General features: G+C 62.6%; 13 protein-coding genes. 5 read left to right on the forward strand and 8 right to left on the reverse strand.

The window, feature by feature from the left end:
* Nucleotides 1-80 precede the first annotated feature (80 nt).
* On the forward strand, nucleotides 81-755 hold the full coding sequence (locus tag D618_RS0102885; protein ID WP_238550573.1) for a TetR/AcrR family transcriptional regulator: 675 nt from the start codon (nucleotides 81-83) through the stop codon (nucleotides 753-755).
* 90 nt (nucleotides 756-845) lie between these two features.
* Here D618_RS0102885 and D618_RS0102890 read toward each other — a convergent pair whose 3' ends face one another.
* The gene (locus D618_RS0102890; protein WP_017669983.1) at nucleotides 846-1,847 is read right to left on the reverse strand and encodes a sugar phosphate isomerase/epimerase; all 1,002 of its coding nucleotides are present in this window, start codon (nucleotides 1,845-1,847) and stop codon (nucleotides 846-848) included.
* Between the two features lie 13 nt (nucleotides 1,848-1,860).
* A complete protein-coding gene (locus tag D618_RS0102895) occupies nucleotides 1,861-2,241 on the reverse strand; it encodes a DUF6379 domain-containing protein (RefSeq protein ID WP_017669984.1) in 381 nt (126 codons plus the stop codon).
* 121 nt (nucleotides 2,242-2,362) lie between these two features.
* Here D618_RS0102895 and D618_RS0102900 point away from each other — a divergent pair, with 121 nt between their 5' ends.
* Nucleotides 2,363-3,979, forward strand: a complete 1,617-nt coding sequence (locus D618_RS0102900) for a GMC oxidoreductase (protein ID WP_017669985.1) — start codon at nucleotides 2,363-2,365, stop codon at nucleotides 3,977-3,979.
* A gap of 199 nt (nucleotides 3,980-4,178) precedes the next feature.
* Nucleotides 4,179-4,310: a hypothetical protein gene (locus tag D618_RS20120; RefSeq protein ID WP_017669986.1), complete on the forward strand. Its 132-nt coding sequence runs from the start codon at nucleotides 4,179-4,181 to the stop codon at nucleotides 4,308-4,310.
* 85 nt (nucleotides 4,311-4,395) lie between these two features.
* Here the strand turns inward: D618_RS20120 and D618_RS0102910 are convergent, their stop codons facing one another.
* Nucleotides 4,396-5,298, reverse strand: coding sequence for a LysR family transcriptional regulator (locus D618_RS0102910; RefSeq protein ID WP_017669987.1), 903 nt, complete (start codon nucleotides 5,296-5,298; stop codon nucleotides 4,396-4,398).
* 106 nt (nucleotides 5,299-5,404) lie between these two features.
* Here D618_RS0102910 and D618_RS0102915 point away from each other — a divergent pair, with 106 nt between their 5' ends.
* Nucleotides 5,405-5,734, forward strand: a complete 330-nt coding sequence (locus tag D618_RS0102915; protein WP_017669988.1) for a nuclear transport factor 2 family protein — start codon at nucleotides 5,405-5,407, stop codon at nucleotides 5,732-5,734.
* Nucleotides 5,735-5,737: 3 nt separating this feature from the next.
* Here D618_RS0102915 and D618_RS0102920 read toward each other — a convergent pair whose 3' ends face one another.
* The 5 genes from D618_RS0102920 to D618_RS0102940 form a co-directional block, all read right to left on the reverse strand.
* Entirely contained in the window at nucleotides 5,738-6,661 is a 924-nt protein-coding gene (locus tag D618_RS0102920) for a sugar phosphate isomerase/epimerase (RefSeq protein WP_017669989.1), read from the reverse strand.
* A 19-nt stretch (nucleotides 6,662-6,680) separates the two neighbouring features.
* Nucleotides 6,681-7,637 (reverse strand): sugar phosphate isomerase/epimerase, encoded by a 957-nt coding sequence (locus D618_RS0102925; protein ID WP_017669990.1) that lies wholly within the window; start codon nucleotides 7,635-7,637, stop codon nucleotides 6,681-6,683.
* 234 nt (nucleotides 7,638-7,871) lie between these two features.
* On the reverse strand, nucleotides 7,872-9,029 hold the full coding sequence (locus tag D618_RS0102930) for a PHB depolymerase family esterase (RefSeq protein WP_017669991.1): 1,158 nt from the start codon (nucleotides 9,027-9,029) through the stop codon (nucleotides 7,872-7,874).
* A gap of 163 nt (nucleotides 9,030-9,192) precedes the next feature.
* Complete coding sequence (locus tag D618_RS0102935; RefSeq protein ID WP_152414508.1) at nucleotides 9,193-9,975, reverse strand: sensor histidine kinase; 783 nt, start codon at nucleotides 9,973-9,975, stop codon at nucleotides 9,193-9,195.
* 26 nt (nucleotides 9,976-10,001) lie between these two features.
* Nucleotides 10,002-10,307, reverse strand: coding sequence for a hypothetical protein (locus tag D618_RS0102940; RefSeq protein ID WP_017669993.1), 306 nt, complete (start codon nucleotides 10,305-10,307; stop codon nucleotides 10,002-10,004).
* 172 nt (nucleotides 10,308-10,479) lie between these two features.
* On the opposite strand from D618_RS0102940, the gene D618_RS0102945 reads away from it, so the two are divergent.
* Entirely contained in the window at nucleotides 10,480-11,202 is a 723-nt protein-coding gene (locus D618_RS0102945) for a Crp/Fnr family transcriptional regulator (RefSeq protein WP_026091221.1), read from the forward strand.
* Nucleotides 11,203-11,280: the final 78 nt, after the last annotated feature.

Genomic DNA, 11,280 nt, shown 5'->3' on the forward strand with positions numbered 1-11,280 from the left:
CTAATAGCGGATGGTTAGATGCCTGTAAGACAACAAGCTGCTGATCCTGCCGTAAAGGGAGCCCCCTTGTGCCCGGCAGCGTGAAGAAAAAGAAAGCCGAGCCCAAGCCGTTCGCGGTGGCCGATGTCAGCCGGAAGCCGCAACAGGGACGCTCGCTCGCTTCGCTCAAGCGCATGCTGGAAGCCGCCCGCGACCTGATGCTCGAACGCGGCAACGAGGAATTCACACTGCAGGAAGTCAGCGAGCGTGGGCAGGTGTCGATCGGATCGATCTATCTGCGCTTCGAGAGCAAGGACAATCTGGTGCGCGGCGTGATCGCCGAGTCACTGGAGGCGCTGGCGGAAGAGGAATCGGCGCTGGTCCAGCGGCTCAACGAGGGCTGTTCGGACCTGACGAGTTTCATGTTCGAATATGTCGAAGGCTATGCCGAGGTGCTGCGAAAGCACGCCCCGTTGCTGCGCCTGACGATGGAACGCGCCGAGTACGACCCCCAGGTGGCGATGCCCGGCAAGCAGCACGCGCTGCGCGCCGAGACCGAGGCGACCCAGGCGATGCTCGCGCATACCGATGAGTTTGGCGGCGACGGGCCTGACGACCACAAGGTCAAGGCGCAGTCGGGCTATCACGTGATTTTCGCGACGCTGGCCCGCCAGCTGAGCCTGGGCTCGAGCGGCGAGGCGGTCCACGCCTATGACTGGAACCAGATGAAGCGCGAGCTCGCCCGCATGTGCGTGGCCTATCTGCGCGCGGATTGAACGGGTCCGCAGCCCCAGGATTGCGATAACCGCGATACCCTGTCCATACCCCCAGTTGCCGGGCGGGACAGGGTATCGATTGGGCTGGCATCAACCGCCAGCAAAGATGCGGCGGCACATCGCCTGATGGGCCTCGACCTGCTCGAAGCCGTCGTCGGGCATATAGGCATGGCCTTCCCACTCGCTGACAAGCGTGCCGGTGAACCCGCCGTCGCGGAACAGCGGCAGGATGGTCTCGTAATCGATCGCTTCCTCGCGACCGTCCGCGTCCATGCCATAGAACTTGCCGTGGATGTGGATCGTGCGATCGACCAGCGCCGCCCAGCTCTTGGGGTCGTTGTGCGAGAGGATGAAGAAGGCCAGGCTTGCCGCCTGAATGTGCACCGGGGCGTGGCCGTCCGCCAGCGCCCATTCGCGCAGGCGCCCTGCCTTCTCGTGGCTCATGCCGGGCTCCAGCCAGACTTCCTTGAGCTTGTCGATCAGGCTTTCGCGCGCGCCGGCTGCCCGCGCGGCATTGAGCATCGATTCAGGAATGCGGCTGGCGGTGCCACCGAAATCGGGAATCCAGCCCAGATACGGGGTGTTCAACTTATCGTACATCTCGCCATAGGCCTGGACCGCGGGGTGGCCCGCCCACATCGGCGCGTGCACTTCCACACCCATGCGGATGTCGAGTTCCTCGGCATAAGGTGCGATCTGCGGAAGCAATTCGACCGGCAGCGCGAACTGATAGCGCACCAAACCAAAGCCCATCTTCTTGGCCGAGCGCAGCTGGCGCTTGTGATATTCGACCAGGGTCGCGTCGTCGATCGGCTGCTGACCGGGCTTGAGAAAGCGGTCGGAGTTGATTGCGCAGGACGTGGCATTGAGCCCCGCCTCTGCCATCATCACCTTGAACTCTTCGGCGAACTTGTCCGACACGTCGGGAAATTCACGGAAGTTCTGGAAGCCGATGATCTCGATGTTCGGGCCCATGCCGCGCCGGGCGACCTCCTTGAGCAGGCCGTCGAGCTCGAACTTGCGGTTCAGCCAGGCGTTGGTGAACGAATACAGGGTGACGCCCGTCTGCGGGCCGGTGCTGGTGCTGGTCATGTCAAAAAGTCCTTCAGGCGACGCGCAGCGTTTCGGTCTGCGCATTGGCGCGCTTCATTCCGGGGATGTAGGGCGGGCTGATGAACATGCTCAGCGACACCTCATGCGCGCTTCCGGGCGTCGCCGTCTGACCGGGAATATGGAGAAAGGCGCTGTCGCGCACGAACCAGAACGCGTTGGTCTGCTCGCCCAGTTCTGCCAGCGGCCAGACCGCACCATCGAATTCAACCCTGGCATTGGACAGATCGACCGATTGCCCGTCGATGCAGACCTTTTCGATCTCGACGATGGAAAACGGCAACGACCGGTACCACGGCAGGCGCATCGCCAGGCGCAGGCCATCGCCACTGGCGCTCAGGCCTTCCTCCCCGATTATACGTTCCACCGGCAGCATCGCTCTCTCCCTCGTTAATTAGAATGTTGTTTCTAATTGCTGCTTGACAGGCGGTCAAGCGTGGTGTTGAAAAAATAGGAACTACCGTTCTAGATTTGACGCTCGCGTCGGGGAGAGGGGCTTGGCCCAGTTTGACTATATCATCGTGGGCGCGGGCTCATCGGGATGCGTTCTTGCCAATCGCCTGAGCGCAGATCCGCGCCATCAGGTGCTGCTGATCGAAGACGGCGGGCGCAACGACCATCCGTTCATCCTGATGGCCGGTGGCTTCGTGAAGATCATGGGAAACCCTGCCTATTTCCGCGCCTTTCCGGTCGCGCAACAGCCCGGCCGCCGCAAGGAAATGCACGCCTATGGCCGCGGACTCGGTGGATCGTCAGCCATCAACGGAACCTGGTACCTGCCAGGCATGCCTGCCGATTTCGATGGCTGGGCCGCCAACGGCCTGACCGGATGGGGCTGGGAGGAAATGTCCCGGTGCATCACGCGGTTCGAGAACTACCGGGCCCCCGGCGCGCACCCGGGCCGTGGCCGGAACGGCGAGCAGCAGATCACGCCTTCCGATTACAAGGGCCCGGTGTTCGATGCGCTGGTCGGCGCGTTCGAGCAGGGCGGCATGCCCTGGGTCTCGGACATTACCGCGCCTGGAATCACTGGCGCTGGCCGCTCCCAATATACGGTCGACCGCGCCGGGCAGCGCCAGTCGACCTTTGAGGCGTTCGTCGAGCCGATCCGGCATCGCGGCAATCTGACGGTCATTCATCCGGTCGCAGTCTCGCGGCTGATCCTGGACGGCGCGCGCGTCACCGGCGTGATGTGTGAACGCGATGGCGTGGAGGAAACGCATCATGCAGGCGAGGTCATCGTCAGCGCGGGCGTCTATGGATCGCCGCAATTGCTCCAGCTGTCGGGAATCGGGCCCGGCGCAGAGCTTCAGCGGCTCGGCATCCCGGTGGCGCACGAACTCGCGGCGGTGGGCCAGAACTTCGCCGACCACCAGAAGATGGGCGTGTCGTTCGATCTGCACAACAATCCGGGCAACAACCGCGAGTTTCTGGGCTGGCGGCTGTATCGCAATGCGATCCGCTATTTCCTCACCCGCACCGGCCCGCTCGCGCGCGTCGGCATGCCTGTTACCGGCCTGATCTCGACCGAGGGCCACGATCACTGGCCTGAGTTCCAGGTTGCAGCAGCCCCCTTTGCGATGCGAACCATCAACGAGATGGCCGAACGCCCCGGCAGCCCGCTGACCGACCGTCCGGGCCTGACCTTCTCAGGCTATCACCTGCGCCCCAGAAGCCGCGGCACCGTCACCCTCACCTCGCCCAACCATCGCGATGCGCCCGAGGTCGACCCCAGGATGTGGAGCGACCCCTATGATCAGCACAAGGCGATGGAGCTGTTCCACCTGTTCCGCAAACTGGCCGCGATGCCCGCGCTGGCGCCCTATATTGGCGCCGAGCGCATGCCGGGCGCCAACGTGCAGGACGAAGGGGCTTTGGTCGCTGAAGTGCGCAAGATGACCGAATGCGGGCTGCACGGCACCGGCACCTGCACGATGGGGACGGACGCCGCCGTGTCGGTGGTCGATGCGCGTTGCCGCGTCCATGGCCTCGCCGGCCTGCGCGTGGTCGACTGCTCGATCATGCCGACGCCGGTATCGGGCAACACCAATGGCCCGGCCATCGCGGTGGCGGAGCGTGCTGCCGAGCTGATCCTGGAAGACGCGCGCAGATAGCTGGCCCTTTCGCGCCGCAGGTCGAGAGCCTCTCGGCGATCGGCACAAAGGCTGGGACACCGACCTGGTCCCGAGTTCGGTGGAAGGCCTCACGCTGGCGATGCTCTAGGTGCTGCGCGCCGCTGCGATCATCAAGGATGGCACGCAGGAGAGCCTGTGCGCCGAACGCTAGGCCGGGTGGCAGGGTGAACTGGGACCGATGATCCATGCCCCCGCCACCACGCTTGCGCAGATCGCCGACCGCGCCGTCTCCGCCAACAGTGCCCCTGCCCTTGGCTCGGGCCGTCAGGAATATCGCGAAAACCTGGTCAACCGCATCATCGATCAATGATAGTGCGGTCCGCTGCCGACACGATATTGCCCCCCCTGTCAAATCCGCAGGCGCAGGCGGTTTGGCAAACTGACCTCGACAGCGATCATTGCATTGAGCGCCCGATGTCGCGGGCCAGATCGACAAAGGCCTTGAACGCGGCAGGCGGATTGCGGCGGCTGGGGTAATAGAGGCACAACGGCGCAAGCGGCGGCGTCCATTCGGGAAGCAGGCGCACCAGCCGCCCTGCGGTGATATCCTCGCCCACATCCGATTCCATGAAGAAGCCGATCCCCACCGACGCGAGCACCGCCAGGCGGGCAAGGCTGGCCTCATCAAGCGTGATCGGGCCATCGACATCGACCTGCACAGGCTGCCCCTCATCCTGGAAATGCCAGCGGAACAAGGCCCCGTTGGGCAACCGCGTGCGGATGCAGGGATGAGCGCGCAGATCCGCCGGAACACGCGGCAGATCATGATATTCCAGATAGGCCGGCGTGGCGACGACGGCATATTGACGCGGTGGACCCAACGCGATCGCGATCATGTCCGTGGGCACGAGATGGACGCTTCGCACCCCGAAGTCGAACCCCTCCGCCACGATATCGACCAGCGCGCCCTCGGTGACCAGATCGATGCGGACGTCAGGGTAGCGCCGCAGGTATTCGAGCACCAAAGGCGCCAGGATCTCGCGGCCTGCCGTGGCGAAGGTGTTGATGCGCAAGGTGCCCGATGGCGTTTCCTGCTGCGACCGCACGGTATCGAGCGCCCGGTGGATATCCCGCAAGGCCGGTGCAATCTGCTCGATGAACCGGCGCCCCGCCTCGGTCAGCGCCACGCTGCGCGTGGTCCGGTTGAACAGGCGCACACCCAACCGGCTTTCAAGTCTGGCGATCGTGTTGCTCAGAGCACTCGTCGACACCCCCAGATCGATCGCCGCCGCCCGGAACGTGCCCCGGCGACCGATGGTCAGCACCGCATCGAAGTCTGCCAGACTGTAATCACCCATTGTCCTGATTTCCGAAACGCGATGTCCTGATTTATCCTGATTATCAGGACAGCGTCAAAGGCTTATATCGGCTAGGAACGATGCAAGCCCCCAAGTGGAGACAGACATGGCCATCAAGCTACCCACCGTGATCGCGGACTATTTCGCAGCAGACAGACATGCAGACGCAGAGGCGATATCACGATGCTTCGCGCCTGCCGCCGTCGTCATCGATGAAGGCAAAAGCCATACCGGGCGCGCGGCTATCGCACAGTGGATGGCCAACGCATCCACCCAGTACAGCTATACCGTCGAGCCGTTCGCCCTGGCGCACGAGGGCGAGCACACGGTGGTCACCAGCCATTTGACCGGCAACTTTCCCGGCAGCCCGGTCGATCTGCGCTATCGCTTCATGATCGACGGCAACCAGATCACCAGGCTGGAGATCGCGCCTTGACGCTCAATCGTAGATCGGGCGCAGCTCGTTATCGAGATAATAGCGTGTCATCGCCATCGAGGCGAGCATGTCGGGCGAGCCATCATATTCGATCGACATCCAGCCCTTGAATTCATGCTGCTTGAGCAGGCGATACAGGCCCTTGAAGTCCAGCTCGCCCTTCCCCGGCTCCCAGAACCAGCGTGTGCCATCATCAGTGATTTCGGGATCCTGCGAATAGCGGACACTGTCAGGCTGGTTGGCAGACGCAGTGTCCTTCAGGTGGAAGGTGCTGATCCGGTCGTGATAGTCGTTGTAGAAGGTCAGCAGGTCTTCGCCCAGAATCGAGATTTGCGCGGTGTCGATGCAGTAATGCACCAGCTTGGGATCGGTGGATTCGATCAGCTCGCGGTGGTTGGGCAGATTGATCGCGCAGAAAAATTCGTTGTGCAGGCCAATCTTGACGCCGCGATCGGTCGCATAACGGCCGATCTCGTTCATCACCTTGGCGCATTGCTGCACCTGGTCGCGGCTGAGCGGCCCGGTGCCGAAATAGTTCTGCGTCGGGCAGGTGTTCATATAGGTGCCGCCGAACCGGACGATCGTATCGACCGCCTCGCGGCCCGAACGCACCGCCTCGTCGAAATGATCCGCTGCGTGCGACGCATGCGCGCCGTGGAACATGCCGATCACCTCAACGCCGCGCTCCCTGGCGAACTCGGTAAAGGCCTCGGGCGATCCGAACAGCGGCAGGATGTCAGCCAGATCCCAGGGCGCGATCTCGATCCCGTCAAAACCCAGCGCAGACTGGTATTTCAGGATGTTGTCCCAATCGGAATAATAGGCGCTGTTGGTGTTGTCTTCATAATAGAACTGGCGGAAATTGTCGATCTTCCGGTAGGGAATCGACTTCCAGTGGCACATGTTGGCATAGCGAATATTCGGCATTGCGGAGACTCCGTCCGTCTTAATTCTGGAGATTGTTGAGCATCACGCGCGTTCTGAGCAGCGCGCGGAAGGGATCGCGCGTCTGGCGGGCGCTGCAGACCAACGGCCCTGAATAGTCCAGCCTCTCCAGCAGGGCCGCGATCTCGGCCAGATCGACCGATCCGGTGCCCGGATCGCGGAACACCTGCGTCGCCTGGACGTGCGGAAACTCGGGGTTCGGGCTTTTCCAGACCTCCTGCGTATCGACGAAATCGGTATCGGTGAGATGCACGCAGCCGATCTGGTCGATATGCGCTGCGATAAAGTCGGTCGCCGAAATACCCGCGACGAACAGGCTGGCGGTGTCGACGTCCAGCTTGACGGTGGCGGGCAGCGCATCGAGCAGCGGCAGGATGCGCGGGCCCCCGAACAGGCTCCAGTATTCGTTGCGCAGCACCAATGTGACGCCCAGCTCTTGCGCCTTTTCCGCCAGCCCGGTCAGCAGCTGCACTGTGCGCTCGGTAAAGGCCGCCTGCTTGCTTTCCAGATCGGGGTGATATTGCGCGATGCGCCCGTAATAAGGCGACGGGCTGATGGCGAAATACGCCGCGCCCATGTCTGCTGCGTGCCCCAGCGCCTCATTGGCGAAATGGCCCGATGCGCCGAAATAGAAATCCAGGTTGTCGTTGCGCATGAACAGGTTGGGATCGAAAGTGACCCCGCTGACCTGGTGGATACCACCGGCGCTCAGCGCTGCGCGATATTCGGTCGCGGTACCGTATTTGGTGTTCACGCAATAGCGGTTGAGCGGAACCCCGCTGCGGCCGCCGAACTGCCAGACAGGCTCATATGGCATCTCGACCGCCGAAAAGCCCGAGGCAGCAATCAGCGTGTAAAGCTCTTCCCAGAAATAGCGGCTTTCATACCGGTTCCGGTTAGGCTCCTGATAATGGCGATTGATGAGATCGAGACTGATCGCAAGCGCTTGGGAATTCATGTCTGAAAAAGGCTCCTCGGGCGGCCGCGGTCATAGGCATGCGACCTCGGCTTGCGCTTCACGCTGCCGAATTTTCGAATAAGAACCTTCATACTAATATGCGATCGTGTCCGTCAAGCATCCAGATGGAGGACATCGCCGATTGCGCCTTTGGGTCGACCAGACCGATTGCAGCGCGCGGCGCATGACGACGGAATGAAGCACTGACTTTTCGCCGCACACCCTCAAGACCAATCAGGCGATGCGGTGGGCCTGGAAAAACGCGAACATGGCGCGCGATGCATCGGGGCCGCTGGCATCGGTATAGGTGCCATCGGCGCTGCCGCCCGACCATGCATGGCCCGCGCCATGGATGGTCCATTGTTCGATCTGGACCGCGCCATCCGCGCTGCTGTTGAGCTCGCGGGTATAGGCCCGTCCTGCAGCCGTTTCGCCGCGCTGGTGCGTGATCGCCAATGGCGTCTCGATCTGTTCTGCCGCGTTTGCAACGATCTGTGCACTGTTGATCGCGTGCACCTTGCTATCCTGATCGCCATGGAAGGTGATGACCGGCACGAACCTGCCTTCACGCCTGCGCCCATGCGTCTGCAACGAGCCATTGCGCATGGCTGAGAAGGCCGACATCATGTCTGTCGCAGCACCGCACGCGAGACCCGAGTGGACACCGATGGCGGCATAGATATCGGGATAGGCCGCACCCAGAATGGCTGCCGCAGCGCCACCGGCAGAGAGGCCTGCGACATAGACACGGCTAGCGTCCGTCTCGTGCTCCGCAATGATGGCGCGGGTGAGCGCTGCGATGGCGGCGGGCTCGCCGCTGCCGCGGCGCTGGTCGCCCGGCTTGAACCAGTTCCAGCACCGCGCGATGTTCGCGGACGCAGGCTGGCTGGGATAGGCCACGACAAACCCGATCTCCTCGGCCAGCAGGTTCATGCCGGTTCCGCGGGCAAAGTCACATGGCGTTTGCGTGCAACCGTGCATCATCACCACAAGAGGCAAACCGCGTGCCGGTCTTGCAGGCAGGTACAGCCAATAGTCGAGCGTTCCTTCGCTGCCGCGAAAATGGCGCTCGGTGAAGCTGCCCGCCGCCGATGGGCGCGTTTCGCTGGCTCGCACCGTCTTCGGCTTGACCGCCGGCCTGGATTTCCCTGCGATCTTGGGTTTGCGCCCGGTCTTGGGTTTGGGTTTTGTCTTCGGCTCTGGCGCAGCCAAGGCGAAAGGGTTCATGGGCAGAAAGCGGCTCAAGGCATCGACCATCGCGAAGCTGTCCGTGACATGCGTCATTCCACGCCTTGCCGAACGGGCACTGGTCGCCTGCATCAGCGTGGACTGGATGAGCCGCGTCGCCGCGCCCAGATGGCCCGCGCGGGTCAGCCGCAGCGCTTTGGCCATGGCAGGCCTCCTCTTCGTCATAACGTTCGCACTCATCAATGGGGGAAAGCCATGCCCTGTCTTGTCGTCGATCGGGTCGGCCAATGAGATGACGATCCATCGGCAAGAAGGTTGCCGCCAGGTTCCGCATTGCCTCCGCGCAGGCCGTGCGAAACCTGGGCCGTCAGAGCGGTTGGCGTAGCGGCTGGCGGGCGCAGACGGTTGCGCCGACACGATAACCGTGCCCCTGGCTGCCGCTGCCGCGTTGCATCGATGCTCCCAGGACAGCGCCCAGTCGCTCAAGCAGCGCGCTGCCTTCGTGAACGGCGCAGTCGGTTGCAAAATCGATGCCGTCGTTTTCCACCACCAGCGACAACCCGGCTGCCGTGTTCTTGAGCGCCACGCGAATGGTGCCGCTCGTTCCAGGGGGATAGCCGTATTTCAGCGCATTAATGATGAGTTCGCTGCACATCAGGATCAGGGCACGACGCATGTCGGGCATCATCCGCACTGTGTCTGCATCGACGGAAACCGCGATGTCGCGCGCCGAACCGAAAATCTCAGTGAGCCCGATGGCGATCGTGCCCAGCAGCGGGACGCACGGCACCATGTCGGCCGTGCCGCAATCGGTCCCCAACTCCTCGTACGCACGCGCCAGGCTGCGCATCTTGATAACCAGCTCTTCAGGAAACCAGCGCCGCGTGGGATGTTCGGCAATATTGGCGAGCGATGCGACCAGTTGCGCCAAGTTCCTGGCACGATGGATGGCATCGGCGCGCCACAGCGAGGCATGATCGACTTGCGCGGAGAAAGCCTTTCGGGGCGAAGAGGTGTCTGGAGAAAACAATCGCAGGATCATCTCTTCCGTTGCGATCCTGCTCGTCCGTTCGCTGGCGGTTGCTGCCGAATGTGTGTTGTTTGCCGTCATCAGATTTCTCCGGACTGGAATGCATGCCGTGTTGGCCAATGTCTCATCGGGAAAGGTGATCTCGCTCAGCCCGGCGGGGTCAGGGGTCGAAATTCCGCATCGACGGCAAAGCTGGCCGCAATGGCCTGCAGCAGCGCCAGGGATTCTTCCATCCGACCATTCGATTCGCCGGCGAGGTGCGCGACCTCGACCTTCACCTCACAGGTCGTCTCGATCACCGACAGCGCGCCTTGGGCTGTCAGCGTTTCGGTCTCGACCAGGGCATGAAGAATGCTCTCCGCCAGCAACAAGGCAGCCTGGCCGTGTGCGTCCGGTTCGGTGCGGGCTTCATGCAGAGCAGGAGGCACGGCGTCTTTTGGGTCTTTGGTCATGATGGGGCCGATATAAAGCCAGGCGGGAGCAATCCTTGATGCTCTCTGCTATCGGTGCCTGGGATAGCGTACCGACAGTAAGCCGCGTATACACCCCCCGGACGATGGCAAACACAATCGAGGTTAAGGCCGCCAAAGATCAGGTCTGCTATATCATGGGCGGGAGCACAAAATGGCCAATGCCTTTACCAAACGCCTCAGTGGTTACGCTCCGTTGAATGACGTGGATGTCGGTCTGCTGGCCGATGCATGCCGCAATGTTCGCAACGTGCCTGCCGGCCATCATCTGATCATGGAGGGTGACAATCCCGATCCCGTATTCGTGATACTGGAAGGCTGGGCGTGCGGGTACAAGATCCTGCCCGATGGCGGCAGGCAGATACTGGCGTTCATGCTGCCTGGCGATTTTTGCGACATTCATATCGCGGTCCTGAGGGCGATCGACCACAATATCGTCACGATCACGCCGGCCAGGGTGGCGACACTTCCGCGCGCCCAGATGGAGGCGCTTGTCGAGGCGGGCCCTGAAATCACGCGCGCGTTCTGGTGGTCGCAACTGGTCGATCAAAGCGTGCTTCGCGCCTGGATCGTCAGCATGGGGCGGCGCACAGCCCAGGAGCGGATCGCCCATCTGATGTGCGAACTCTACATCCGGATGCGCAACATCGGCCTGGCAACCGATGCCCAGTGCAAGATGCCGCTCACCCAGCTCGTCATCGCCGATGCGGTCGGCCTGACCCCCGTACATGTCAACCGCGTGCTGAAATCACTGCGGCTGAGCAAGGTGATGGATCTGAGCTTCGGCGCGCTGACCATCATCGATCCGGTCCGGCTCGCCGAAATCGCGGGCTTTGATGGCAACTATCTGCACGGACGGCTCGAGCAAGCCGGCTGAACGGCCAATCTCTGCAACTGGTATCCACGCCCTCAGCCGAACGCCGGAAGCCCCCGGAGGCGGTGCCTTGGGGGGGGG

It is taken from the genome of Blastomonas sp. AAP53 (assembly GCF_000331245.1).
Classification (GTDB): domain Bacteria; phylum Pseudomonadota; class Alphaproteobacteria; order Sphingomonadales; family Sphingomonadaceae; genus Blastomonas.